The following is a 25,472-nucleotide window of genomic DNA, read 5'->3' as shown; positions in this document are numbered from 1 at the left end:
TATGAAGATTGTAATTGCAGAAAAACCCTCCGTAGGGCGTGAGTTAGCTAAAGTCTTCGGTGCTACGACAAAAAAAGATGGTTACATTGAAGGAAAAGGGTATTCATTTACCTGGGCCTTTGGTCATTTACTTCAATTGGCGCCACCGCAGGAATATGGTTTTATTGGCTGGAGAAGACAGCACCTGCCGATGCTGCCCAAGAAGTTTAAACTGGCGATCCGCAAAATCAAAACCAAAGATGGTTTGGTGGAGGATCCTGGGGTACGAAAACAATTGGATACGATCAAAATGCTGTTCGATGAGGCTACAGAGATCATTGTCGCAACGGATGCCGGGCGGGAAGGAGAATTGATTTTCCGTTACATCTACTATTTCCTGAAATGTAAAAAACCTTTCAAAAGACTCTGGATTTCTTCGCAGACTGATGAAGCCATCAAAGAAGGATTTAGAAACCTGAAACCAGGAACGGACTACGACACGCTGTTCAATTCAGCACATTGCAGGTCAGAATCAGATTGGCTGGTGGGTATGAACGCGACCCAGGCTTTGAGTATTTCCGCAGGAAACCGCTCTGTATTGTCGCTGGGACGGGTGCAAACCCCAACTTTGGCCATGATCTGTTCCCGTTATCTGGAGATCAAAAACTTTGTACCCCAAACGTATTACCAACTGGCGATACAGCTGGATAAAGATGGACAGCTCTTTAGAGCGATGTCTATTGCCAATTTCAGCAAGAAAGAAGAAGCGCAGGAACTGTTTGATAAAATCGAGGATGTGGCTTCCGGTTTCCCAAATGGTGGGAAGATCCTCAGTGTAGAAGCGAAACCAAGAAAAGAACCACCTCCGCTATTACACGATTTAAGTAGTTTACAGCAGGAAGGAAATAAAAAGAAGGGATTTACTGCTGATCAAACTTTGAGTTTGTTACAGGGCTTGTATGAGAGTAAATTGATCACTTATCCCCGTACAGGGAGCAGGTTCATCGGTGATGATGTATTTGCTGGGGTGCCTTCGCTGATTGAAAAGCTGAAAGACCATAAAGATTTTGGTAAGCAAGCCGAGTTTCTGAGTACGGCCAAGCTGAGTAAACGCAGTGTCAATGCGAAGAAAGTAACGGATCACCATGCCATTCTGCCTACCGGGGAATCTCCTTATCAGCTGACCGGCGATAAACAAGCCATTTATGACATGGTGGTTGGCCGTATGCTGGAAGCATTCCATCAGGAATGTGTGAAAGAGATCACCAAAATAACGGTGGAGTCCGGTTCTGTATTTATCGCTAATGGTACCGTGATCCGTTCTGCGGGATGGAGATCCGTATTTAATGAGTCTGATGAAGAGAAAAAAGATGAGGAAAATCCTGCATTGCCAAAAGTGAAGGCCGGAGAGCTGCTGCCAGTAGTGAACAAAGCCTTCATGGAGAAACAAACCAAGCCTAAACCGATGTACAATGAAGCTTCTCTTTTGAAAGCTTTAGAAACGTCAGGCAAGGATATTGAAGATGAAGAATTACGCTATGCGATGAAAGATAGTGGTTTGGGGACTCCCGCTACAAGAGCGGCGATTATCGAGACCCTGATCAATAGAGAATATATCATCCGTGAAAAGAGAAATTTAGTGCCTACGCCTAAAGGACTTGCCGTATATGATGTGGTGAAGGACCAGAAAATTGCACAGGCAGAATTGACAGGACAATGGGAAAAGCGGCTCGAAGAAATCCGTTCCGGAGCTTCTGTGGCTGATTTTAAAGCAGAAATTACCGAGTATACGAAGGAAATTACCAATGAGATGTTACTTGCAGGAAATGGATTGGCAGCTAAATTGGCCCCGCCAGCAGCAGTTCCGGAAGCTGGGGTTTAAATGAAGAAGTTTATGTATGTTTTTTTAGTGCTGGTCATTGTCATCAGTATTTTTACTTTTTGGGTGATCAGTTTACCCGTGTTTGGAAATTTACCAGAAGGAGCAAGGCTGGAGAAGATCAAAGCTTTGCCAAATTATAAAGATGGAGGCCTGGAGAATTTATCCCCTACCTCCATGAAACCAGATCATGTGAGCTACCTGGATATGGTGATCGCCATGATCAAGGGGAATGATAATTCCAGTCCTAAAAAGGCGCTTCCAAACGTAAAGCCGGATTTTGCTCAGGTGGAAGGGGTTAAAGTCATTTGGTTTGGCCATTCTTCTTACCTGCTCCAGGCAAATGGATTGAACATTTTGGTGGATCCGGTGTTTTCTGCACGTACTTCTCCCTTCTCATTTTTAGGCAATAAAAATTATGACGGAACGGATTTTGTAAAGACGGAAGATTTTCCTGATTTAGATGTGGTATTGATTACGCACGATCATTATGACCATATGGATTATCAAACGATTTTGCGCTTAAAACATAAAACGAAACATTTTGTGACTTCTTTAGGCGTAGGCGCTCATTTAGAACGTTGGGGTGTTCCTGCCGCTAAAATTACAGAACTGGCTTGGGGAGAAGCGAAAGCAGTGGATGGACTGAAGTTCTTGGCCAAACCTGCCAGACATTTTACCGGCAGACTTTTCAAAAGAAACCAGACGGCATGGTCTGCTTTTATCCTGCAAACACCGGCGTATAAGCTTTACTTAGGCGGCGATTCCGGTTATGATACCCATTTCAAGCAGGACGGAGAGAAATATGGTCCTTTTGACCTCGCCATTCTGGAATGCGGACAGTATAATGTAAACTGGCCATTGATCCACATGTTTCCAGAGCAAACTGTTCAGGCGGCAGTAGATTTAAAGGCTAAGGCCTTGCTTCCTGTGCATTGGGGCAAGTTTACACTGGCGTTGCACGATTGGAATGAACCGATCATGAGGGCAGTAAAAAAGGCAGAAGAACTGAACTTGAAAATTACCACTCCAATGTTAGGCGAAGCCATTGTGTTGGATCAGGAATATCCTGTGAAAAGATGGTACCTGGATTAGGTTACGCTAAACAATATTTGATAAATTCATGTTATGGTGGTAGTGTTTATATTCACCTGTAAAACCGATATCCATGAAAACTGATTTTGTAGAAATTTTCCAAACCATCAGAGCCGCCATGCAACCCTATGAAGCGATGGGATTCAACGACCGCGTGAATAGTGAAACTGCTTATGAATTATGGAGTGAAAAAGAAGTAGTCATTGATGGTAAGAAGCGGTTGGGTTGGTTTTTTGCCAGTGTAGTTATTATGAAAAATTATGTCGGCTTTTATTTTATGCCGATATATTTGGAACCGGAAATGAAAACTGCTTTTGATCCGAAATTATTAAAGCATTTAAAAGGGAAGTCTTGCTTCCACATCAAAAAACTGGATTTTGACCTGCTTTCTATGATAGAAAGCGCGATGGGGGAAGGATTCAAATTATATAAAGAAAAGGGTTGGGTAGATTAAGGCCGGTTTGGCAATTAGATTTTATTAAGACATTAACCGATAAGGGCATCGCTTTTACCGAAGAAGAGGGGAATGAGCTGGTCTTTCTGGACCAGCAGCAAGTAGCCATACATTTAGTTTCCTTAAGAGACCCGGGGGCTCCTGCTGATTTTATCGCGCTGCAAGCAAAGGAACAGCAGCAAAATCGCTATGTAGTTCATTTATGGGAAGACATCTGGCAGAGCAGACGGGAACAGGTATTGGCAAGAATCGCTTCTATTCTGGGACTCAACAAAAAACTGCATGGCCGAAAAGGCAAAATTGTGGCCATTAATCAGGTGCAGGCAGATGAGTTTTTATGGCAGCATCATTTGCAGGGCTCTGCAAAAACGAAGTATAAGTTCGGATTAATGATCGGGGGGGAACTGGCAGCCGTTGCTTTATTTAGTGCGGCAAGGCCGATGAAAAGCATTGGCCCGGATTACCGTTCTTATGAACTGGTACGTTTCGCCAGCCAGATGGGCTTTACCGTAACCGGAGGTTTCAGTAAATTACTCCAGCATTTTATCAATTTGTTGCAGCCAAATGACCTGATGAGTTATGCCGATAGAGACTGGTCGTTGGGTAATGCCTATGAGACTTCTGGTTTTAAACTGGTCAATACGACGGAACCTTTAGAGATGTGGCTGGATTTAACGGACTACAGCCGGAAAACTTTGCTTCGCTTGCCTGCAGGGCTGTTCGTATCATTGAAGTCGATGGACGCAGCTGCACAGCATCAATTTTTGATAGAAAATAATTATCTTCCTGTATTCAACACAGGCAATTTAAAATATATCTTATACTTGTAAATGGATCATCACCCACTCCTGGTCATACTCGGGCCTACCGCCTCAGGCAAAACAAAACTTGCAGTAAAATTGGCCTCCGCACTTCATGGGGAAATCATTAGCGCAGATAGCAGACAGGTATTCAAAAATATGGATATCGGTACCGGAAAGGATCTGCAGGAGTATAAGATCAATGGAAAGGATATTCCTTACCACCTAATCAATATTAAAGAAGCAGGAACGCTGTACAACGTAAACGAGTTTAAAGAAGATTTTTATCGGACTTTTGAAACGCTGACTTCCAAAAATGTCTTGCCAATCCTATGCGGTGGTACAGGAATGTATGTGCACAGCATTCTACTGGAACAGGAATATACCGCCATCCCATTGAATGAAGGTTTAAGAGCGCAGCTATTGCTTAAAGATATTGCTGAACTGAGAGCCCTGCTTAGCAATTATCCAAAGGAGTGGGTGGCCCATGCCGATCTTTCTTCTCATAAAAGACTGATTCGTGTTTTGGAGATCGCAGAATATTTACAACACCAAGAGTTTATTCCAGTAAAAAGACCATTTATCACGCCTTTTATTGTCGGATTGCAAACGGAGGTGAGCCTGCGCAGAGAAAAAATCCTGACCAGAATGGAAGCCAGATTTAAAGCGGGAATGATTGAAGAGGTGAAAATGCTCTTGGAAATGGGAGTAACGCCCGAAACTTTAATTTTTTACGGATTGGAATATAAATTTATCATTGCTTATCTGGATGGGGAATTGGATTATGAAACATTGAAAACCCGGTTAGGTACGGCAATATGCCAGTTTTCAAAGCGTCAGATGACTTTTTTCAGGAAGATGGAAAAGGATGGTTTGAAGATTCACTGGTTTGATGCCGCTCAAAATGAAGCAGATTTATATGGTCAGGTCATGACTGCTTATCAGCAGGATTTATCTTTTTAAACTGTAAATTTTTTCTAGTGGCATGCATTTTGTATTTGACCTAGTATATCAACGAAATTACAAAATGAAAAAATCTACCACCTTTATAGCCTCGGCAGCAGCTGTCATGGCTTTATTATTTAGTACGAATGTAAATGCGCAGAAACTTGGTGTAGGTGTTAATCTTGGTGTTCCAACCACAGATGGTTATGGCTTTGCCATAGGTGCTGATGCAAGAATGCAATTTGATGTTTCAAAACAAGTCTCTATTCCTGTAACGACAGGGTACACTCATTTTACTGGTAAAACCATCAATGGTGTTGAAATTTCTGATTATGGATATATCCCAGTTAAAGCCGGTGTCAAAGTGTTTTTTGATGAGAGTGGCTCTGGCTTGTATGGATTAGGAGAAGTAGGTGCCGCGTTCGGCGTGACCAAAAATTCTGGCACTTCATTTCTTTATTCTCCTGCAATAGGTTATGCCTGGAGCAGTGGTTTAGATCTGGGTGTAAAATATGAAGGCTTACCAAAGAGCGGTTTAAATACCGGACAGGTAGCTTTACGTATTGCTTATGGCTTTAAATTATAGGTCTGAAAAAGACTTAATTACACTAAGCCCCTGTTTTTTTCAGGGGCTTTTTTATTTATTTAAATATAAAACTGTAATTTAACCAAAAAACAGAATATCATAGCTCTGTTATTCATAAAAACTAAAACAATATATGAAAAGATACTTCGCTGTAGCAGCAATTATGGTGGCTACATCTTGTACCAGCAACACGAACCAGAAAGTGGCTTTAAGTGCTACTGATTCTACGACTGCTGTAGTAGCTGATGCCTCAACGCCGCTGAGCATAAAATTGAAGGATGCCAATGTTCAGTCTATTTACAATGGCTACATTGCTTTAAAAGACGCTTTGGTTAATGCTAAGTTTGAAGAGGCCAAAACAGCCGCCGCCACCTTAAAAACAAGCTTAGCCAGTCAGAAAGGGTGTGAAAGTACTGCAGTAACCGCAGATAAAATCGCTGGAGCTAAAGATATCGCTGCACAAAGAAAAGACTTTACTTCTTTAAGTACAGACCTGATTGCCTTGTTCAAACATGCGGATGTGGAAGCAGGTACCATTTATGTACAGCACTGTCCAATGGCCAATAAAGGTGATGGCGGTGACTGGTTGTCTTCAGAGAAGAAAGTTCAGAATCCATATTATGGAGATGAAATGATGGAGTGCGGCAGTGTAGTCGAGGAAATTAAATCAGCGAAGTAATTTCTCGGATTCTTACTTACCCTTGACTCACATTTAATAATTATTTAACAGTTTTGTTAGCGCTGATCAAATGCTATTCAATATGGAATAGCTAATTTTGTTTATTATAAATTTAAGATATATATATGTCAGATATTGCAGAAATTAAGATTGACGGAAAAGTCTATGAATTTCCCGTTATTACCGGTACCGAAGGGGAGAAGTCTATAGATATTTCTAAACTTAGAGATTTAACCGGTCACATTACCTTAGACTTTGGTTACAAAAACACCGGATCCACTAAAAGTGCAATTACCTTTTTAGACGGAGAAAAAGGGATTTTAAAATACCGTGGTTATTCGATCGAAGAACTGGCGGAAAAATCTACCTTCTTAGAAGTAGCATACCTGCTTATATATGGCGATTTACCTACCACTGAGCAATTAACTGATTTTCAGGTTTCGATCAGCCGTCATACGCTGATTCATGAAGATATGAAGAAGTTTTTAGACGGTTACCCTTCTAAATCTCACCCGATGGCGCAACTGGCTTCATTGGTGTGCTCTTTGTCTACTTTCTACCCAGAGTCATTAAATGCAAACTCTTCGCCAGAAACCATGGATCTGACCATGATTAAATTACTGGCTAAGTTCCCAACGATTGTATCTTTCATTTATAAAAAATCTTTAGGTCACCCACTGATCTATCCAAAAAACAAATACGACTACGTTAGCAATTTCTTAAACATGATCTTCGGTCAGCGTACAGAAGAAATTGATATTGATCCAGTAGTAGTAAGTGCGATGAATACCTTATTGATCTTACATGCGGATCATGAGCAGAACTGTTCTGCTTCGACCGTAAGAATGGTAGGTTCATCAGACTGTAACCTTTACGCTTCTGTTTCTGCAGGAATCGCTGCCTTATGGGGTCCGCTTCATGGTGGTGCCAACCAGGCAGTAATTGAAATGCTGGAACGCATTAAGGAAGATGGTGGTGATACTGAAAAATGGATCAACAAAGCAAAAGATAAAAACGATCCTTTCCGTATGATGGGCTTCGGACACAGAGTATATAAAAACTTTGATCCAAGAGCAAAAATCATTAAGAAAGCTTGTGATGATATTCTAGAAAAATTAGGCATCAACGATCCGGTATTGGAGATTGCTAAGAAACTGGAAGAAGCTGCATTGAGCGATCCTTACTTTGTAGAACGTAAGCTTTATCCTAACGTAGATTTCTATTCTGGAATCATTTACAGAGCGCTAGGCTTCCCTACAGATATGTTCACGGTATTGTTTGCCTTAGGACGTTTACCAGGATGGATTGCACAATGGAAAGAAATGCATGAGAATAAAGAACCGATTGGTCGCCCACGTCAGGTGTATGTTGGTCATACCAACAGAGAATTTGTGCCTTTAGACAAGCGCTAATCCTGCTTTAATCCTCATAAAAAAACCGCTTCTACATAGAAGCGGTTTTTTTATGAGGTTGCTTTTTTATATCATGACTGTTGATACACCAATTCCTATGAGTACGGTAATGGTTAGCAATATGGTGTAACAGATGAGCAATAAGAAATACCTTAATAAGGTTCCCCCCACATTACCTTTATAAAACGTTCTTAAGGACTGATAAATATACCAGGCGATATAGAACAAGCAGAGGGTAAAAGTAATGCTGCTAATGTCATAAATATGGCCAACAGCCCAGGTAATGAAGGTACTGATCAGTACTGCTAAAAATATCGCGGAGTGTATATGAAAAGAGTAGATCAGGTGTTCAAAATAATATTTTTTCTTATCAATGTAAACCAGTTTTAACAGCAATGCGAAAAGCGGGAGTAAGATGAACATCAATTTTGGAATGTTGTGTAAAAGATTTTCTTCTACTTTCTTATTGGCATCCTCAGAATGATTGAGCATGATCGCTTTTTTATTGAAGTACTTTTCTATAAATCCGTCTCGCTTATTTTCCGGTAAGGCCAGCTGTCTTTTTTCATAGGCTGCTACGGTACTGTCCCTAACTGCATCCAGCTGTATGATATTTGTTGCATGAACAGAATCACTTTTTTGTCTTTCCTCCTGTACCTTTTCGTTAATCTTACCTAAAATATCAAAATTACCAGCTTTAGTTTTTACTTCCGTTTGCTGAGCTTTGTCTACACTGTCTTTGGACAGACTTCGTGTTTGTCTTTTCTGTTCGGTTTTCTTCTTTTCATTGCCAGATAAAGTAACCAAAAAGAAAACAATGCTAATGAAGATATACAGCTTAATCGGGTGTAAATAGGAAGCCCTTTTACCTGCTACATACTTTTGTGTCAATAGGCCTGGCTGCAGCAACAAAGGTTTAATCGTGCCAAAAAACTTGGATTCGAAATGAAAGTAATCGGAAACGGCATGCACTACCATGTGTAGTGCATCTTCCTTAACAACGATATTTTCTTGTCCGCAGTAGGAACAAAAATGAGATTCTACCTGATGACCGCAGTTTAAGCAGTCTTTTTCTTTACGATATTTACCAGACATAGGAGAGAGGTTGTGCTGTTTTAGTGGTTCATTGCATTAATCGCATTTAACTCCGCCTTATTGTGCTTGTATTTGAAGATGAAAGGGAAGGTGATGGCCAATACTAGTGTATAAGCTGCAAATGTCAGCCAGATGCCCTGCCAGTCTTTACTCTGGTTTGCTCCTGTAAAGAAATGCTCAATGATCATTCCACTGGTGAAACTTCCAAATAAAGCACCAAAACCGTTCACCATCATCATGAATAAACCTTGTGCACTTCCTCTGATTTTCTCATCAATCTGGGTCTCTACAAATAAAGATCCGGAGATGTTGAAGAAGTCGAATGCCATACCGTAAACAATACAAGACATAATGATCATCCACAATCCGCCAGCAGGGTCTCCAAAGGCGAAAAGACCGAATCTCAATACCCAGGCCAGCATACTGAACAGCATCACGTATTTAATACCAAACTTTCTTAAGAAGAAGGGGATGGCCAAAATAAATAAGGTTTCAGAGATCTGTGAAATCGACATGATGATTGCAGGATATTTTACCGCCAGTAGGTTGCTGAATTCAGGAACTTCTTTGAAATCATGCAGATAAGTATCTCCATAGGCATTCGTCAGCTGTAATGCTGCACCTAAAAACATAGAGAAAAGAAAGAATACCGCAAATTTCTTCTGTTTGAACAAGGTGAAAGCCCTTAATCCTAAGGCATCTACAAAAGATTTACTTTCTATTTTGTTAGACAATGGTGGGCATTTTGGTAAGGTGAAGGCATAAATACCCAAAGCCAAAGAAACGCCTGAGGCGATGTAAAACTGGTTGGATGAAGCTTCATTTCCAGTTAAACTCACTACCCATAAGGCAGCGATAAAACCAATAGTTCCCCAGATTCTAATTGGGGGATAGTCTTTTACGACATCTTGTTTGGCATTCTTTAAAGCAGAATAAGCCACGGTAATCGATAAAGACAGCGTGGGCATATAGAAGATCATGTTGAGCAGAATCACCCAGAAAAATGTGCTGGGATTGGTCACCATTGGAAGGCAAAACAGCACACATGCCCCAAGAATGTGAAATGTTCCGTATAACTTCTCCGCATTGACAAAACGATCTGAAATAATTCCGGCAAGCGCAGGCATGAAAATAGAAGAAATCCCCATGGTGGAAAAGATAATTCCGAATTCTGCACCTGACCATCCTTTATTCTGGAACCAATACACGCCAATAGTAATAAGCCATGAACCCCAGATAAAGAATTGTAAAAAATTCATCAGAGTTAAGCGTAACTTAACATTCATAATAATAATTTAGTTGTTTTTTGAATTAATACTTCAAGATAGAACTATTTTGAATAGATCGTCTAAATTGAGGTAAGATATTTAAAATAATAAGTAATAGGGGGTTATGCGGAATTTCTTCTGTTTAATTCATCACGTATCCTTGCTGCTTTCTCATACGCTTCTTCGGCAATGGCCTCCTGAAGTTTCTGGTTTAATTCTTCTGTGCTGAGTGATTTATAATTGGAGCCAGGGATGGAAGGGCTCATGTCTTCAGAACTCTGTTCCTTTGAGATGTTATCCATGTTTTCTAAGAATAGGAAGTCATTGCCTTCAATGACAATACCCGCTGAAGAAAGGATAAATTCGTAAGTGTAGATGGTGGCATTGAAGCGAACCGCTAATGCAATGGCATCAGATGTTCTGGCGTCAATTTCCTGGATGGTTTCGCCATCCGTGCAAATCAATTTAGCAAAGAATACACCTTCTACCAGGTTGTAAATCAATACCTCTGTAATTTGTACATGATAAGTCTGTGCAAAAGTCTTGAACAGGTCGTGAGTAAGCGGTCTGCTTGGGACCATCTTCTCAATTTCTATGGCAATAGCTTGTGCTTCAAACGCACCGATGATGATCGGTAAGCGTCTTCTGCCATTTACTTCACCAAGAACCAGGGCATAAGCACCTGATTGGGTTTGGCTGTAAGACAAACCGATAATTTCGAGTTTTACTTTTTTCATCTTAAGTAATACCCGGCCAAAACAACGTTTCAGCCGGATATTTATTTAGCCTTTATGTGCTTTTAATGCTTCTATTAATTGAGGAACAACTTCAAAGGCATCGCCAACGATACCGTAATCCGCAACTTTGAAGAAAGGAGCTTCTGGATCTTTGTTGATCACTACGATTACTTTTGAAGAACTTACGCCTGCTAAATGCTGGATCGCTCCAGAAATACCAATGGCGATATATAAATTCGGACTGATGGCAATACCAGTTTGTCCAACGTGTTCAGAGTGAGGTCTCCAGTCTGCATCTGAGACTGGTTTAGAGCAGGCTGTAGCCGCGCCAAGCAGTCCGGCAAGCTCTTCGATCATTCCCCAGTTTTCAGGGCCTTTAAGGCCTCGTCCTGCGGAAACGACCAATTCAGCATCTGGCAAAGATATTTTATCAGTTGCTCTAACGATTTCTTTAACGATGGCCGCTAAGTCGGTCGCTTTCACTTCCGGAGCAAAATTTTCAATAGCTGCATCAACAGCTGATTCTTTTACGCCAAAAGCATTCGGGTTTAAAGCGATTACTTTAATCGCTGAAGTCAGCGCTGTAATGGCAAATGCTTTTCCTGAGAAGGCATTTTTCTTTACTGAAAACAAAGCACCATCAATTTTAGGTAATTCTACCGCACCCTCTACTAATCCTGCTTCCAATTTCACTGCAACGCGTGGTGCTAAACCTTTTCCAGAGAAAGAGTTCGACAATACCACTATATCTGCACCCTCTTTTTTAGCGGCTTCCGCGATCACCGAAGCATAAGCCTGGTTTACGAAGTTCTTTAATTGGTCGTTGGCTACATTTAAAACTTTAGAAGCGCCGTATTTACCCAGCTCTTTCAATTCGCTTTCTCCAACATTACCAATAGATATCGCGGTTAAATTACTTCCTTGTGTATCTGCAATGGCTTTCGCATAAGCTACTGCTTCAAAAACAGATTTCTTAAACTTACCATCGACTTGTTCTACATATACTAAAACTGACATAAGATCTTTATTAAATAATTTTAAAAATGAGAATAGAACGGATTAGATCACTTTAGCTTCTGTATGTAAAAGCTCGATTAACTGTGCTGCAGACTCTGCAGGGATCAGTTTCACGGCGCCGCGTGGGGCAGGAGTCTCAAACTTAGTGACTTTGCTGATCTGCGCGATTTCTTTAGCTTCCACAACTTGCAGTGGCTTAGATCTTGCAGACATAATGCCTCTCATGTTTGGAATGGTTGGAACTGCAGTACCTTCTGCACAACTCGCAATAAACTTGCCAGTTACAGAAACTACTTCTTTTCCACCTTCAATTTCACGTTCTATCGTGGCAGTCGTTCCATCAAAGTCTAACTTTTTGATGATGGAGATCGAAGGAATATCTAAAAATTCGCCCACCATTGCAGCAACTTGTGATCCATTGTAGTCAATAGATTCACGTCCGCAAAGGATCATGTCGAAGTCTGTCGTTTTTGCATACTCCGCGATTTGGTACGCAGTGAAGTAAGCATCTCTAGGTTCAGCGTTGATTCTGACAGCATCATCTGCTCCGATAGCAAGTGCTTTTCTTATGGTTGGGTCTGTGGTGCTTTCTCCAACATTGATTACGGTAACGGTTCCTTTACCACCCTCACACAACTCAATTGCTTTAGATAAGGCAATTTCATCATACGGATTTACAATAAATTGTACGCCTGATGTATTGAATTGTGTATTATCGTTAGTAAAAGTTATTTTTGTCGTTGTGTCGGGCACATTACTGATACAAACTAATATTTTCATAAAATTGTCTTTTTGCAAATCTAATTAAAAAAGCAGGGATTTAAAATGCAAAGTACCCGATTAGCAAAGTTATTGGAGTTTTTATCCAATGATCCTCATGATCCATTCGTTCTGTACGCTTTAGCTACTGAATACAACAATTCAAATGACGTAGAAAGGGCATTTGAATATTACTTAAAACTGACCGGTGATCACCCGGATTATGTAGGTACTTATTATCATCTGGGTAAGCTTTATGAAAAACAGGGCCAAAAAGATACGGCGCTGGAGGTTTATCAGAAAGGCATGGTCGCCGCCAGAAATAAACGGGATATGCACGCTTTTTCTGAATTGCAGGGTGCCTATAATTCTGCTGCAGGCCTTGATTACGAAGACGATTAGCCCCGGAGATGATGAACAAAAGACAACTGTTGTTTATCAGAGACGTTTTCCTTTTCACGTTTACTGCTTTTGGCGGTGCACAGGCACACCTGGCACTATTGCTTAAATATTTTGTAAAAGACGTCAGGTACATTACGGAAGAGGAGCTGCTGGAACTAAATGCACTATCACAGGTATTGCCTGGTCCGGCTTCCACTCAAACCCTGGTCGGGATTGGGTATAAAGTAGGGGGGCTAAAACTGGCTATACTTACTTTTCTCATCTGGATCATTCCCTCAGCAGCGCTGATGACCTTTGCTGCCATCAGTTTTGGTAAATGGGGACAGCAGCAGAAGTTCAACGAAATATTGGAATACATCCAGCCCATTGCTTTGGGGATTGTGGCTTTTGGTGCTTACAATTTAGCAAAAAGAGTCTTGGTTTCACAGCTGACTATCTTTCTGGCTGTCGCTGCGGTGGTCGGAACCATGGTGTTGAGGAATGCATATGTATTTCCAATTGCCATTTTAATCGGCGGGATGATTTCCTCTGCCATTGGTACGCCTAAAGAGGAAAGCGAACTGAGGGTGCGCCTGTTTTCTAACATCAACCCGAAAAAACTGATCTACTTCATTGGGGTATTGCTTATTTTAGCTTCTTTGGGTGCGATTATCAACCGTACCTCTCTTTTTAGTCTTCCGATCAGGTTATTCGAGAATTTTTATCGGAACGGGATTTTCATTTTTGGTGGCGGACAAGTTTTAGTCCCGCTGATGTTTACCGAGTTTGTAGAAATGAAACATTACCTGACGGGAACGGATTTTCTTTCCGGATTTGCTTTACAGCAGGCTTTACCAGGTCCGACGTTTTCATTTACCAGTTATGTAGGTGCACTGAGTATGAAAACTTTTGGTTTTGGATTAACGGGTCAGATATTGGGAGGTTTTGTCGCCGTGATGGGCATCAACCTGCCGGGTTTGATTTTAGTCCTATTTATTGTGCCATTCTGGGAAGATCTGAAAAAGATTTCCCGAATCAAGTATTCTATGGTGGGGATCAATGCCGTGAGTGTGGGCTTTATCATTGCCGCGTTTATGCTACTCGTGCAGCCAATGGGATTAAACCTGATGGCAATAGGAGTGATGGTCTCTACTTTTCTGGTACTGAACTTCACAAAAATAAGCCCGCCAATTATTGTATTGGCAGGCATATTATTAGGTTATTTCATTTAAAATCTATCGTTTAAAAAGGAGCGTCATCGTCATGCATATCGTCCATTCTGGAAGGCTTGATGATGACGTTTCCTGTAGGGCGATCAAAATCCTGTGAAGGAGCCATGCCTGCACTGGTGCTGTCCATAGAGAAGGAAGTAGGTGCCGCAAAATTGTCTTCCAAATCTGTAAATTTAACGTATTTACCGATGAAGCGCAATGGAACAATACCGGTTTCACCGTTACGGTGTTTCGCGATAATTACCTCTCCAATACCTGCTTGTGAGCGTCCTTGTTCATCTTCTGTAATACCATAATATTCCGGTCTGTATAAGAAGAGCACCATATCCGCATCCTGCTCAATGGAACCAGATTCACGTAAATCCGATAGCATCGGGCGTTTACCGTTCTGACCAGGTCTGCTCTCTACTGCACGACTCAGCTGAGAAAGTGCCAGTACCGGAACGTTTAGTTCTTTAGCCACAGATTTCAGGGCCCTTGAGATACTACCAATCTCCTGCTCCCTGTTTCCACCACCGCCTTCACCTTTACCATGCATCAGCTGCAAGTAATCGATGATGATCAGCTGTAAGTCGTATTGTGATTTTAACCTTCTGCATTTCGCTCTGAACTCAAAGATATTCAGGGCAGGGGTATCGTCAATTAATAAGGGTGCTTCTGTTAAGGTACCAATTTTGCTGTGGAGCTGCTGCCATTCCCATTCTGCCAGGTTTCCTTTTCTGATTTTCTCCTGCTCGATTTCCGTTTCTCCGGAAATCAAACGATTCACCAACTGAACTGAGGACATCTCCAGGGAGAATACCACTACCGGACGTTTGAAATCTACTGCCGCATTTCTGGCGCAGGTCAGTACGAAGGCCGTCTTTCCCATCGCCGGACGTGCCGCGATGATCACTAAATCTGAAGGCTGCCATCCACCGGTAATCCGGTCTAAGTCGGTAAAGCCGGAAGGTACACCCGTTAAACCATCGCTTTTTCCGCGAAGCGCTTCTAATGTGGCTAAAGATTGTTTGACAATCTCATCCATTTTCTGTGTATCCCTGCGCAGGTTATTCTGTGCAATGTCAAACAGGTTTTTCTCTGCATGATCCAGCAGGTCGAAAATATCAGTGGTGTCTTCGTAAGCATTTTGAATGATCTCAGAAGAGATCCTGATCAGTTCTCTTTGAATATATTTTTGAGAAATAATCCTCGAATGGTATTCAATATTGGCTGCAGAAGCAACTCTGTTGGTTAAATTGGTGATGTAGTAAGCACCGCCTACCATCTCCAGTAAACCCAGGTTCCTCAATTCTGCAGTAACAGTTAAAATATCTACCGGTTTTGATTTCTGGAATAATAAGGCAATGGCTTCGAAGATCTTTTTATGCGCTTCCGCGTAAAATACTTCTGGTTTTAAGATGTCAATTACAGTAGATAGGGCATCTTTTTCTAGCATTAAAGCACCTAGAACAGCTTCTTCAAGGTCTAATGCCTGAGGTGGTATCTTTCCCATGGTATTCATGGAATTGCTGATTCTGGCCTTTCTGGCAGTGAAGGTAGCTTTATCTTGTCCCTGATTTCCGTTGTCGTTACTCATGGGCACAAAAATATGGAAAAATTAGGGCCTTTGCTTAATTCTTTTATGAACATTTAAAAAGAGGAATTACTGGTTTTGAAGCTATAGATTTCAAGAAGGCTTGGTTTTGTTAACCGAACTGTGTGGAAAACAGCGGCTTAGCGCCTTCCGAAAATTGGTTTCCTTTAATCGCATTATTTCAGCTATTTTTGCGCTTCAATTTTAAGAAAGATGGAACATTCGAGGAGACCTGCGAGAGCTAAAGAAAATAATGAATTCGTATTTGGCATACGAGCTGTAATAGAAGCTATTAAAGCTGGTAAAGATATTGAAAGTATTTATATTCAGCGTGGATTAGGCGGCGATCTGATCGTGGAGCTGAAAGGACATTTGAAAGATGTAGATGCGCCAGTTCATAATGTTCCAGTAGAAAAGCTGAACAGAATGACGCTAAAGAACCACCAAGGGGTGATCGCGGTAATTTCGGCCATTACTTTCCAGAAAATTGAAGACATTATCCCTGCGGTTTATGAGAAAGGTGAAGTGCCATTGGTATTGATCCTGGATGGTATTACTGATGTACGTAACATGGGGGCGATCGCCAGAACAGCGGCTTGTGCCGGTGCACATGCGATTATTGTACCGACTAAAAACTCAGCGCAGATTAATGCGGATGCGATTAAAACTTCGGCAGGAGCATTATTCAGCATTCCGGTATGCAGACACCCGAATCTTCATAAAGTAGCTTTATACTTGCAGGATTGTGGTTTGCAGATTGTAGCTTGTACAGAAAAAACGAATGATTTGATTTATGCACCTGATTATACTGCACCTACAGCGATTGTAATGGGAGCAGAGGATGAAGGAATTTCAAATGACATCATGAGAATGGCAAATCACCTGGCTAAAATCCCGATGATTGGAGAGATCAGCTCATTGAATGTATCTGTTTCGGCAGGTGTAATCCTTTACGAAGCGATCAGACAGCGTCAGACCCTATAATTTTAAGAATTTATATTGCTATTTTGGGAGCCTGCAAAACAGGCTCCTTTTTTTTAGGCTTCCTCGAACAAGTATCCGCTGTAGGCCAATCCTTTGGCTACGCTGATAAAGTTGTCGCCCGAGTTGACTGGTACGCCTGGAAATCTGCTGTTAAACAAATCTTTTACCGCGGATACCATTGAGGTTCCCCCGGTTAGGAATAAACTGTCGATCTCTGCTGGATTGATCTTGTTTTTCGTTAAAAACTCTTCCAGATACAGACTGATCTTTCTTAAATCCTTCTGAATAATTTTGTTGTATTGCTCCAGTGTCACCTCCTGATCAATATCGATTTCCATATTGTGGTACACAAAAGTAGCCTCTTCCTTTTTCGATAAACTAACTTTTGTTTTTTCAATCGATTGGAATACGGAATAACCCAGGTTATGATCTGTTAAGGTGATCAGGTTTTTGAATTTAGGATCCTGTTTAGAGTAATGGTAATAAGTTTGGATGTCGTTCCTCACTTTGATGCCATTAAAGAAGTTCATTTGCTCCCAGGAACAGATATTGCTGAAATAGGAGTTAGGAACGGTAAGCATTTTACCTGGTGCGGCTTCGTAAAGGGTATCTTTACCAAAATGAGGCGTGCCCTGATCCCACATGAAAGAGGAATCAAAACTATCTCCGCCAATGTAAATACCACCGGTAGCAAGAATGTCATTCTTACGGTCTTTACTGCCTACTTTTTCAGGATCTAGTTCCAGATAGGTGAAATCGGTTGTTCCACCGCCAAGATCGGCCACCAGTACTTTCTCTTTCTTAGTAATGGACTGCTCATAAGCAAAAGCCGCCCCAATAGGCTCAAATTGAAAACGGAAGTCGGTAAATCCGGCATTCTCTGCCGCTTTGTTTAAGCGTTTTTGAGCAAGCGCATCTTTTGCTGAACTCTCATCATCAAAGAAAACCGGTCGGCCAATGATGGCTTTCTGACAATCATGCCCGATGATCTTATCGGCTTTAGCTTTCAGGTCCTTTAAAATCAGCGTCACCAGGTCTGATGCATTGTATTTTTTAGTGAATACGCGGGTTTCAATGAAACTACTTCTCGGCAGTATTCTTTTAACCGACTTCATGAAACGCCCTTTCATACCATCATTGATATAGGCATTTATCGCATCTTCTCCCACATAATAAGTGATGGAATCTGTTTCAGTAGCTTCATCTTTGAAGTATAGAATGGAAGGAACAGTAATGGTAGCGATGATTTCTTTTTTTTCATCGTCATAGATGGATAGGGCAGAATTGGTAGTTCCAAAGTCAATTCCGTATAAGTACTTAGTCATTGTAATGAGAAATTTGGGGCAAGAAAAAATGATAAAAACAATACATCCGGATTTCGACTGACGCCAGAATCCGGATGTAACATGAAAAAAGCTAAACGCTTGTTTATATATACTTTGTGCCGAATTTTGATTTTACATCGGCAACTATCTGTTTAATATTTTGTTCTTCTGTTCTTGGGCATATCATCAAAGTATTGTTCGATTCTACCACAATATAGTCATGAAGGCCTTGAAGGATTACCAATTTGTCTTTTGGTACATTCACCATGCAGTTTGAAGAATCAAACATCATCACTTTTTCTGCTGGAATAACGGCATTGCCTACGTAATCGTGTTCTGCAATTTCATAAATGGAAGCCCAGGTACCCAGGTCTGACCAGCCAAAGTCCGCAGGAAGGACGTATACATTGTCGGCTTTCTCCATAATGCCAAAATCTATAGAGATATTGGTACACTGCTGATAGGCGTCGCTGATGAAGTTGGCTTCTCTCTCGGTATTGTAGATCGGATTTCCCTGAAGGAAGATCTCATGCATGTCCGGAAGGTGTTTGGCGAAAGCTTTAGTGATCGACTTTGCCGACCAGATGAAGATCCCTGCGTTCCATAAGAAATCACCGCTCTGAATAAATGATTTTGCGAGGTCCAGGTTGGGCTTTTCCGTGAAGATCTTCACCTTGTGGATCTGATCATCAGTAGCAAGGGTGTTTTCTACATATTGGATATAACCATATCCGGTGTCCGGTCTGCTAGGTTTGATGCCCAAAGTGATCAGACAATCGTTTTCTGATGCTGCTTTTAGTGATTGTTCAATTGCGGCGATAAAGGCGTCCTGATTGGTAATGGTATGGTCTGAGGGTGCAACAACAATTGTGGCATCAGGATTCAGGTTAAGAATTTTCATGGAGCCATAAGAAACGCATGGCGCCGTATTTCTCATGATCGGTTCGGCAAGGATTTGATTGACTGCTAGATCTGGTAATTGTTCTTTGACAATATCTGTATAGATCTCATTGGTCACTACAAAAATATTCTCTGGTGGACAGACTTTTAAAAAACGCTCATATGTGCTTTGAATCAGTGTTTTTCCGATTCCGAAGAAGTCGATAAACTGCTTTGGAAATTCTGTTCTGCTTACTGGCCAAAATCTACTGCCAACGCCACCGGCCATTATTAATGCGTAATTATTTTTATTCATGCTAAATCGAAAGTATTAAATTATGCCTTCCTGAAGAAGGTCATGTAAATGAATCATCCCAAAGTACGTTCCGCCATCTGTGACTAATAATTGAGTGATGTTATTTTCCTTAATCATTTCCAGTGCATTGATGGCTAAAAGATCTTTTTCAATAGTTTTAGGATGAGGATTCATGAGATCGCTTGCTTTAATGTCGGCTAAATTAGTATGTTTTTCTAACATTCTCCTGATATCTCCGTCAGTAATGATCCCTAAAATCGTATCCGCCTCAATAACAACCACCGCACCTAAACGGTTTTGACTAATTTCAATAATGACATCTTTTACGGAAGCCGATGCTGGGATGCTGGGTTTCTGGTTTTTAACCGCAATATCGCCGGATTTTAAATACAGTCTTTTTCCCAAAGCACCTCCAGGATGGTACCTGCCAAAATCTTCTTCATTGAAATTTCTTGCATTCAGCAGACAAATCGCCAGGGCGTCACCCATTGCCAATTGCGCGGTAGTGCTGGTGGTCGGGGCGAGGTTATGCGGACAAGCTTCTTTTGTTACGGCGGTATTCAGGATCAGGTCTGCCTGCGCGGCAAGATCTGAATTGAGCTGCCCCACCATTCCGATCATCAGATTGCCAGATTGCTTCAGTAAGGGCGCAAGGACTTTGATCTCTGGTGTGTTTCCACTTTTGGAAATACAGATCACAATGTCGTCTTTCTGGATCATTCCAAGGTCGCCATGCACCGCATCTGCAGCATGCATAAAACTGGATGGAGTGCCCGTAGAATTGAAAGTTGCCACTATTTTTTGCGCAATAATCGCGCTTTTGCCGATTCCAGTCACGATAACACGGCCCTTACATTGCAGAATATGGTCGATAATCTGGCAAAAATCATCATTTATATGGTCAATTAGCCCCAAAATGGATTGTGCTTCCAGATGTAACGTGTTGACTGCGTCCTCGATAATCGCTTTTTTACTTTTCAAACAGAATTTATTAGTATATTGATGCTTTGAATTAGTGCAAAATTATGTTATTTTGAAGTAAATATAGCACTGAATATTTTATACGCGTAATGGATGTGAAAAAGTCGTTGTTTGATAACTTGCAAACCTTTTTTGGTTTTGATAATTTTAAAGGTGACCAGGAGTCTATCATCACCAATGTTCTCGAAGGAAAGAATACGTTTGTGATTATGCCTACAGGTGGAGGGAAGTCCATATGTTACCAGTTACCTGCGCTTATGAGCGAAGGAACTGCAATTGTTATATCGCCCCTGATTGCCCTGATGAAAAATCAGGTAGATCAGCTGAGGGCATTTGGTGGAAGCGACAGCATTGCACACTTTTTAAACTCTTCTTTGAATAAGGCGGAAATTACACAGGTTAAAAGTGATCTGCTGAGCGGACAAACCAAATTGCTGTACGTGGCCCCGGAATCATTATCTAAACCAGATAATATCGAATTCTTAAAGCTCATCAAGATTTCTTTTGTAGCTGTGGATGAAGCCCACTGTATTTCCGAATGGGGACATGATTTTCGTCCTGAATACCGAAAAATCAGACAGGTCATCAGCGGACTGGGAGAAGATATCCCAATTATCGCTTTAACAGCAACAGCAACTCCTAAAGTACAGCAGGATATCATTAAGAATTTACAGATGTCTGATGCTACCTTGTTTAAATCTTCTTTTAACAGGCCGAACTTATTTTATGAGATCCGCCCGAAAAGAGATGTCATCAAGGAAATGATCAGGTACATCAAGTACAATACCGGAAAATCCGGAATCATTTACTGTCTGAGCCGTAAAAAGGTAGAAGAGGTGGCGGAAGCGCTCAACCTGAATGGCATTAAGGCCCTGCCTTATCATGCCGGTCTGGAGCCTAAAGTACGTGCAGATACACAGGATAAGTTCCTGATGGAAGATGTAGAGGTGATTGTTGCCACCATCGCTTTTGGGATGGGAATCGACAAGCCTGATGTACGTTTCGTGATCCACCATGATATTCCTAAGAGTATGGAAGGCTATTATCAGGAAACTGGTAGAGCCGGAAGAGATGGCGGCGAAGGCGTATGTATTGCTTTTTATGCGCAGAAAGATGTAGATAAACTGGCGAAATTCATGAAGGATAAGCCGGTGTCTGAACGTGAAATCGGAACACAGATCCTGAAAGAAGTGATCGACTATGCCGAATCAGGCGTTTGCCGTAGAAAACAGATCCTCCATTATTTTGGAGAAAACTTCAATGAAACAGGCTGTAATTGTATGTGCGACAATTGTAAAAAGCCTAAGAAACTTTTTGAAGCAGAAGATAACCTGTTGGTTTTATTGAAATTGATCCAGCGTATCGGCGAGAAATTCGACGATGCACATATCCTGAACATCTTTACCGGATCGGAAACCGCTCAAACCATCGCTTACGAGCATGGCAAAATTCCTGAATTCGGCTTAGGAATGGTAGAAGGAGAAAATTATTGGAAGTCCTTAATCCGCCAGTCGGTATTGAACAACTTCCTTTCTAAAGATATTGACAATTATGGCCTTTTAAGGCTAACCAATAATGGTAGAGACTTTATCGAGAATCCATACAGCCTTAAATTTGTACTCAATGAGCCGATAGAAAGTGCGGCTGATGACGATGAAGATGATGTGAAACATGGATCCGGAACTTTAGATACCCAGCTGCTGCAGCTGCTGAAGGATCTGAGAAAGAAAATCGCCAAGCAAAAGAATGTACCGCCATTCGTGGTATTCCAGGATCCTTCACTGGAAGAAATGTGTACGCATTATCCGATTGCGATGGATGAGCTGAAACAGATCTCGGGAGTAGGGAATGGAAAGGCCATGAAGTTCGGTTCACCATTCATTGAGCTGATTAAAAAATATGTGGAGGACAATGATATTGAACGCCCGATCGACTTGATCATTAAGACTCAGGCCAATAAATCGCAGCTGAAAGTATCTATTATTCAAAATGTAGACAGACAAATCAGTTTAGAAGATATTGCTAAATCTAAAGGCATCACTTACTTCGACATCTTGAAAGAGATTGAAGCGATCGTGAACTCCGGAACAAAGCTAAACCTGAATTATTTTGTAGATGAATTGATTGATGAAGACCGTCAGGATGAAGTATTCGATTACTTCCAGTCTGCGGAAAATGACTCCATTGATGAAGCGCTTAAAGAATTAGGCGAAGCCGATTATTCCCGTGAAGAAATTCAATTGATGCGCATCAAGTTCATGTCTGAATTAGGTAATTAACATTCTGAATTAGGTAATTATTACAAATAAACAATGATCAATTTTCCCATAGATAATTTAAAACACCAGGAATCAGGAAACTTCTTTCTAATGGCAGGACCATGTGCCATTGAGGGGGAAGAGATCGCTATGCGCATCGCAGAGAAGATCATCACGATTACTGATAAGTTAGAGATTCCCTTCATTTTTAAAGGTTCCTACCGTAAAGCCAACCGTTCTAAAGGCGGTTCTTTCACCGGAATCGGAGATGAGAAAGCGCTGAAGATTTTAGAAAAAATAGGTAAGACTTTTAATGTGCCTACGGTAACCGACATTCATGAAAGTGCAGAAGCGGCAATGGCTGCGGCCTATGTGGATGTATTGCAGATCCCAGCTTTTCTTTGTCGCCAAACTGATCTGCTGATCGCTGCTGCGAAAACAGGTAAGGTAGTTAACGTAAAGAAAGGTCAGTTTTTATCTGCAGGCTCGATGAAATTCGCTGTAGAAAAGATCATAGAATCAGGAAATATTAAAGTAATGCTGACAGATCGTGGCAACACTTTCGGTTACCAGGACCTGATTGTTGATTACCGTGGATTACCGGAAATGCAAAGCTTCGGCGTGCCTGTGGTAATGGATTGTACGCATTCTTTACAGCAGCCAAACCAAAGTTCCGGCGTAACCGGTGGCAAGCCTGAGCTGATTGAAACGATCGCTAAAGCTGCAATTGCAGTCGGCGCAGATGGATTATTCATTGAAACACATCCTGATCCTGCAAATGCAAAATCAGATGGTGCAAACATGTTACACCTGGATTTACTGGAAGATTTACTGGTAAAACTAGTAAGAATTAGAAAAGCGGTTATTTAACCGCTTTTTTTATGCCTTAGATTTTAGTAATCAGGAAGGACGTTCTTCTGTTTTGTTTGCGCTTCGCTTCCGTATCATTCCCCGCAATAGGTTTGTTTTCACCATAGCCTTTAAAGCTCAGTCTGGAAGGATCAATTTTTTGAGCGATCAGTTCGTCATATACGGCTTTGGCACGATTTAAAGAGAGCTTTTCGTTCTGGAGCTCATTCCCAACATTGTCTGTGTGCCCCTGAATTTCTATTTCCAGGTGGAGATTGCTTTTCAATAAGGCAGTTAAGGTATGTAACTCGGTCAGAGATGATGGCAATAAATGATATTCATCGGTGTTAAAAAATATGTTCTTCATTACGAGATTATTGCCCACTTTTAAACGCTCCAGGTTAATCTCCAGCAGGAAAGGCTGCGTCCTGCTTCCAGTACCCAGCTCGTAGTTTTCCGAATAGAAAAGGTAGCCATCTGCACTGGCATTGAAGGCGTAATTTGCCCCTAGAGGCATGACCGCTAGGAATTCGCCATTCTCTTTATCCGTATAATCGTTGTATGCGGTATTTTTGCTGAGCAGATTGACCACCTCTACTTTTGCATCCATAAATTTTCTGCTTTCTTTATCACGGACTACGCCCTTTACGTAAGTAACAGGCATGGGCTGCTTATCCAATGGCAGTTTAAACTGGTATATGTCCATATCGCCATAACCATCTTTTAGATTGGAAGAGAAAAAGGCCATGCTGCCATTCGGACTCACGATCATTCCGTTTTCTTCATTAAAGGTATTGATCGGATAGCCCATGTTCATTGGCGTACTCCAATGGCCATTGTCCTGCATACGACTGATAAAAATGTCTTTATTGCCCATTCCTGGCCAGCCATCTGAAGAAAAGTAAAGTGTCTTTCCATCTGCATGTAAGAAGGGGGTATTTTCATCATAAGGGGTGTTGATTTCTGGGCCAAGATTAGTGGGAGCAGACCATTCACCTTCTCCATTGAGGTTAGATTTCCAGATGTCGTAACCGCCAATTCCACCAGGTCTGTTGCTCACAAAGTAAAGCGTGTTGCCATCCGGACTAATGGCTGGCTGGGATTCCCAATAAGCGCTGTTTACGGGAGCGCCAAGGTTAAATGGCTCGCCCCAGTTGTTTCCTTCTTTATGACTTACGTAAATGTCGCATCGGCCCAGGCCATTTGGACGGTTACAGCCGGTAAAGAACAAATACAATCCGTCTGGGGAAATGGATTGTGCTCCTTCATTAAATTGAGCAGTATTGATGTTGCTGCTTAAGGGCAAGGCATTAGCCCATTCATTATTTGCCTTTTTGGAGATGAAGAAATCTTCGTTTCCATCGATATTTCTACTGAAAATAAGCGTCTCATCGTCGGCAGTAATGGCTGGGAAGTAATCCCGGTATGCCGTATTGATTTTAGGACCAAGGTTGATGGGTTCGTATTGCTGAGGTGTCTTTATGGCCTCAATGGCAAAGGCACAGTCCTTCTGGTATTTCTTTGCCCTGGCGATAAAAGCAGCGTCATTCCCTGTGTATTTAGTGACGAATAAATTGAGGTGTTTTAAGGCATTTTGATAATCACCGATATAAAGTTCAGATTCTCCCAATCCATAATAGATTCGTGGTTCTGAATTTGGGTTCAGCTCAAGGGCTTTCCGATAATAAGCAGCAGCCTCGTGGTATGATTTAATCCTTCTGTTCAGCTCTGCAAGCTGCTGAATGGCGTTTTGAAAGGAGGGATCGGACTGAACAGCTTCCTTGAGTGCTGAAATAGCTTCAGGATATAGGTTGTCATTTATGAGACCTTGTGCTTTGTCAAAGCTGGCCATCGCTTTCTTGATGGTAGAAGTCTGGGCTTGAGCACCAAGAACCATCAGGAAAGACAAAAAAAGAGCAACAGATATTTTTTTCAAAACGCTATTGTTAATGGTGTAAAATTAAATATAGCGAAAAATCTGTATGT

Annotated in this window: 23 protein-coding genes; 13 read left to right on the top strand and 10 right to left on the bottom strand. The window is 41.4% G+C overall.

The features are described from left to right. Window position 1 precedes the first annotated feature (1 nt). The 8 genes from topB (at window position 2) to H9X96_RS11485 (ending at window position 7,829) form a co-directional block, all read left to right on the top strand. The gene (gene topB, locus H9X96_RS11520) at window positions 2-1,861 is read left to right on the top strand and encodes a DNA topoisomerase III (protein WP_187666420.1); all 1,860 of its coding nucleotides are present in this window, start codon (window positions 2-4) and stop codon (window positions 1,859-1,861) included. Between the two features lie 12 nt (window positions 1,862-1,873). Then, complete coding sequence (locus H9X96_RS11515) at window positions 1,874-2,953, top strand: MBL fold metallo-hydrolase (protein WP_255431089.1); 1,080 nt, start codon at window positions 1,874-1,876, stop codon at window positions 2,951-2,953. Window positions 2,954-3,026: 73 nt separating this feature from the next. Continuing rightward, window positions 3,027-3,407, top strand: coding sequence for a DUF1801 domain-containing protein (locus tag H9X96_RS11510; protein ID WP_187666418.1), 381 nt, complete (start codon window positions 3,027-3,029; stop codon window positions 3,405-3,407). Then, window positions 3,395-4,237, top strand: coding sequence for a hypothetical protein (locus tag H9X96_RS11505; protein WP_187666417.1), 843 nt, complete (start codon window positions 3,395-3,397; stop codon window positions 4,235-4,237). Before H9X96_RS11510 ends, H9X96_RS11505 begins: the two co-directional genes overlap by 13 nt. After that, window positions 4,238-5,170, top strand: coding sequence for a tRNA (adenosine(37)-N6)-dimethylallyltransferase MiaA (gene miaA / locus H9X96_RS11500; protein WP_187666416.1), 933 nt, complete (start codon window positions 4,238-4,240; stop codon window positions 5,168-5,170). Window positions 5,171-5,234: 64 nt separating this feature from the next. Next, window positions 5,235-5,738, top strand: a complete 504-nt coding sequence (locus H9X96_RS11495; RefSeq protein WP_187666415.1) for a hypothetical protein — start codon at window positions 5,235-5,237, stop codon at window positions 5,736-5,738. Between the two features lie 133 nt (window positions 5,739-5,871). Then, entirely contained in the window at window positions 5,872-6,417 is a 546-nt protein-coding gene (locus tag H9X96_RS11490; protein ID WP_187666414.1) for a DUF3347 domain-containing protein, read from the top strand. Window positions 6,418-6,542: 125 nt separating this feature from the next. After that, entirely contained in the window at window positions 6,543-7,829 is a 1,287-nt protein-coding gene (locus H9X96_RS11485) for a citrate synthase (protein ID WP_062548119.1), read from the top strand. Window positions 7,830-7,895: 66 nt separating this feature from the next. Here H9X96_RS11485 and H9X96_RS11480 read toward each other — a convergent pair whose 3' ends face one another. The 5 genes from H9X96_RS11480 to H9X96_RS11460 form a co-directional block, all read right to left on the bottom strand. Beyond that, window positions 7,896-8,924: a DUF3667 domain-containing protein gene (locus tag H9X96_RS11480; RefSeq protein ID WP_187666413.1), complete on the bottom strand. Its 1,029-nt coding sequence runs from the start codon at window positions 8,922-8,924 to the stop codon at window positions 7,896-7,898. 20 nt (window positions 8,925-8,944) lie between these two features. Beyond that, window positions 8,945-10,210 (bottom strand): nucleoside permease, encoded by a 1,266-nt coding sequence (locus tag H9X96_RS11475; protein ID WP_187666412.1) that lies wholly within the window; start codon window positions 10,208-10,210, stop codon window positions 8,945-8,947. 104 nt (window positions 10,211-10,314) lie between these two features. After that, on the bottom strand, window positions 10,315-10,929 hold the full coding sequence (locus tag H9X96_RS11470; protein WP_062548122.1) for a bifunctional nuclease family protein: 615 nt from the start codon (window positions 10,927-10,929) through the stop codon (window positions 10,315-10,317). A gap of 45 nt (window positions 10,930-10,974) precedes the next feature. After that, window positions 10,975-11,946: an electron transfer flavoprotein subunit alpha/FixB family protein gene (locus tag H9X96_RS11465; protein WP_187666411.1), complete on the bottom strand. Its 972-nt coding sequence runs from the start codon at window positions 11,944-11,946 to the stop codon at window positions 10,975-10,977. A 42-nt stretch (window positions 11,947-11,988) separates the two neighbouring features. Next, window positions 11,989-12,726, bottom strand: a complete 738-nt coding sequence (locus H9X96_RS11460; RefSeq protein ID WP_062548124.1) for an electron transfer flavoprotein subunit beta/FixA family protein — start codon at window positions 12,724-12,726, stop codon at window positions 11,989-11,991. Window positions 12,727-12,771: 45 nt separating this feature from the next. On the opposite strand from H9X96_RS11460, the gene H9X96_RS11455 reads away from it, so the two are divergent. Continuing rightward, window positions 12,772-13,107, top strand: coding sequence for a lipopolysaccharide assembly protein LapB (locus tag H9X96_RS11455; protein WP_187666410.1), 336 nt, complete (start codon window positions 12,772-12,774; stop codon window positions 13,105-13,107). An 11-nt stretch (window positions 13,108-13,118) separates the two neighbouring features. Then, on the top strand, window positions 13,119-14,318 hold the full coding sequence (chrA, locus tag H9X96_RS11450; RefSeq protein WP_370576736.1) for a chromate efflux transporter: 1,200 nt from the start codon (window positions 13,119-13,121) through the stop codon (window positions 14,316-14,318). Between the two features lie 10 nt (window positions 14,319-14,328). On the opposite strand, the gene dnaB is transcribed toward chrA, so the two are convergent. Then, a complete protein-coding gene (gene dnaB / locus H9X96_RS11445; protein WP_187666408.1) occupies window positions 14,329-15,897 on the bottom strand; it encodes a replicative DNA helicase in 1,569 nt (522 codons plus the stop codon). A gap of 210 nt (window positions 15,898-16,107) precedes the next feature. Between dnaB and rlmB the strand changes: the two genes are divergently transcribed. After that, window positions 16,108-16,878, top strand: coding sequence for a 23S rRNA (guanosine(2251)-2'-O)-methyltransferase RlmB (rlmB, locus tag H9X96_RS11440; protein WP_187666407.1), 771 nt, complete (start codon window positions 16,108-16,110; stop codon window positions 16,876-16,878). Between the two features lie 53 nt (window positions 16,879-16,931). On the opposite strand, the gene H9X96_RS11435 is transcribed toward rlmB, so the two are convergent. From H9X96_RS11435 to H9X96_RS11425, 3 genes are all read right to left on the bottom strand, one after another. Next, window positions 16,932-18,203, bottom strand: a complete 1,272-nt coding sequence (locus H9X96_RS11435) for an Hsp70 family protein (RefSeq protein ID WP_187666406.1) — start codon at window positions 18,201-18,203, stop codon at window positions 16,932-16,934. Window positions 18,204-18,306: 103 nt separating this feature from the next. Continuing rightward, window positions 18,307-19,398, bottom strand: a complete 1,092-nt coding sequence (locus H9X96_RS11430) for a mannose-1-phosphate guanylyltransferase (RefSeq protein ID WP_187666405.1) — start codon at window positions 19,396-19,398, stop codon at window positions 18,307-18,309. 15 nt (window positions 19,399-19,413) lie between these two features. Beyond that, a complete protein-coding gene (locus H9X96_RS11425) occupies window positions 19,414-20,379 on the bottom strand; it encodes an SIS domain-containing protein (RefSeq protein ID WP_187666404.1) in 966 nt (321 codons plus the stop codon). 89 nt (window positions 20,380-20,468) lie between these two features. On the opposite strand from H9X96_RS11425, the gene recQ reads away from it, so the two are divergent. Both recQ and kdsA read left to right on the top strand, forming a co-directional pair. Further along, on the top strand, window positions 20,469-22,658 hold the full coding sequence (recQ, locus tag H9X96_RS11420; RefSeq protein ID WP_062548132.1) for a DNA helicase RecQ: 2,190 nt from the start codon (window positions 20,469-20,471) through the stop codon (window positions 22,656-22,658). 33 nt (window positions 22,659-22,691) lie between these two features. Further along, a complete protein-coding gene (gene kdsA / locus H9X96_RS11415) occupies window positions 22,692-23,507 on the top strand; it encodes a 3-deoxy-8-phosphooctulonate synthase (protein WP_187666403.1) in 816 nt (271 codons plus the stop codon). A gap of 16 nt (window positions 23,508-23,523) precedes the next feature. Here the strand turns inward: kdsA and H9X96_RS11410 are convergent, their stop codons facing one another. Then, on the bottom strand, window positions 23,524-25,422 hold the full coding sequence (locus H9X96_RS11410; RefSeq protein ID WP_255431088.1) for an OmpA family protein: 1,899 nt from the start codon (window positions 25,420-25,422) through the stop codon (window positions 23,524-23,526). Between the last annotated feature and the right edge of the window lie 50 nt (window positions 25,423-25,472).

Origin of the sequence: Pedobacter sp. N36a (assembly GCF_014472395.1) — a bacterium.
In the GTDB taxonomy this organism is placed as follows: domain Bacteria; phylum Bacteroidota; class Bacteroidia; order Sphingobacteriales; family Sphingobacteriaceae; genus Pedobacter.
The sequence above is the reverse complement of the archived record's forward strand: the minus strand, read 5'-3'. Positions and strand labels throughout refer to the sequence as shown.

What these genes read in the sequence shown, in the direction of transcription:
- topB (WP_187666420.1), top strand. Translation starts at nt 2, where the DNA reads ATGAAGATTGTAATTGCAGAAAAACCCTCCGTAGGGCGTGAGTTAGCT.
- H9X96_RS11515 (WP_255431089.1), top strand. Translation starts at nt 1,874, where the DNA reads ATGTATGTTTTTTTAGTGCTGGTCATTGTCATCAGTATTTTTACTTTT.
- H9X96_RS11510 (WP_187666418.1), top strand. Translation starts at nt 3,027, where the DNA reads ATGAAAACTGATTTTGTAGAAATTTTCCAAACCATCAGAGCCGCCATG.
- miaA (WP_187666416.1), top strand. Translation starts at nt 4,238, where the DNA reads ATGGATCATCACCCACTCCTGGTCATACTCGGGCCTACCGCCTCAGGC.
- H9X96_RS11495 (WP_187666415.1), top strand. Translation starts at nt 5,235, where the DNA reads ATGAAAAAATCTACCACCTTTATAGCCTCGGCAGCAGCTGTCATGGCT.
- H9X96_RS11490 (WP_187666414.1), top strand. Translation starts at nt 5,872, where the DNA reads ATGAAAAGATACTTCGCTGTAGCAGCAATTATGGTGGCTACATCTTGT.
- H9X96_RS11485 (WP_062548119.1), top strand. Translation starts at nt 6,543, where the DNA reads ATGTCAGATATTGCAGAAATTAAGATTGACGGAAAAGTCTATGAATTT.
- H9X96_RS11480 (WP_187666413.1), bottom strand. Translation starts at nt 8,924, where the DNA reads ATGTCTGGTAAATATCGTAAAGAAAAAGACTGCTTAAACTGCGGTCAT.
- H9X96_RS11475 (WP_187666412.1), bottom strand. Translation starts at nt 10,210, where the DNA reads ATGAATGTTAAGTTACGCTTAACTCTGATGAATTTTTTACAATTCTTT.
- H9X96_RS11470 (WP_062548122.1), bottom strand. Translation starts at nt 10,929, where the DNA reads ATGAAAAAAGTAAAACTCGAAATTATCGGTTTGTCTTACAGCCAAACC.
- H9X96_RS11465 (WP_187666411.1), bottom strand. Translation starts at nt 11,946, where the DNA reads ATGTCAGTTTTAGTATATGTAGAACAAGTCGATGGTAAGTTTAAGAAA.
- H9X96_RS11460 (WP_062548124.1), bottom strand. Translation starts at nt 12,726, where the DNA reads ATGAAAATATTAGTTTGTATCAGTAATGTGCCCGACACAACGACAAAA.
- H9X96_RS11455 (WP_187666410.1), top strand. Translation starts at nt 12,772, where the DNA reads ATGCAAAGTACCCGATTAGCAAAGTTATTGGAGTTTTTATCCAATGAT.
- chrA (WP_370576736.1), top strand. Translation starts at nt 13,119, where the DNA reads ATGAACAAAAGACAACTGTTGTTTATCAGAGACGTTTTCCTTTTCACG.
- dnaB (WP_187666408.1), bottom strand. Translation starts at nt 15,897, where the DNA reads ATGAGTAACGACAACGGAAATCAGGGACAAGATAAAGCTACCTTCACT.
- rlmB (WP_187666407.1), top strand. Translation starts at nt 16,108, where the DNA reads ATGGAACATTCGAGGAGACCTGCGAGAGCTAAAGAAAATAATGAATTC.
- H9X96_RS11435 (WP_187666406.1), bottom strand. Translation starts at nt 18,203, where the DNA reads ATGACTAAGTACTTATACGGAATTGACTTTGGAACTACCAATTCTGCC.
- H9X96_RS11430 (WP_187666405.1), bottom strand. Translation starts at nt 19,398, where the DNA reads ATGAATAAAAATAATTACGCATTAATAATGGCCGGTGGCGTTGGCAGT.
- recQ (WP_062548132.1), top strand. Translation starts at nt 20,469, where the DNA reads ATGGATGTGAAAAAGTCGTTGTTTGATAACTTGCAAACCTTTTTTGGT.
- kdsA (WP_187666403.1), top strand. Translation starts at nt 22,692, where the DNA reads ATGATCAATTTTCCCATAGATAATTTAAAACACCAGGAATCAGGAAAC.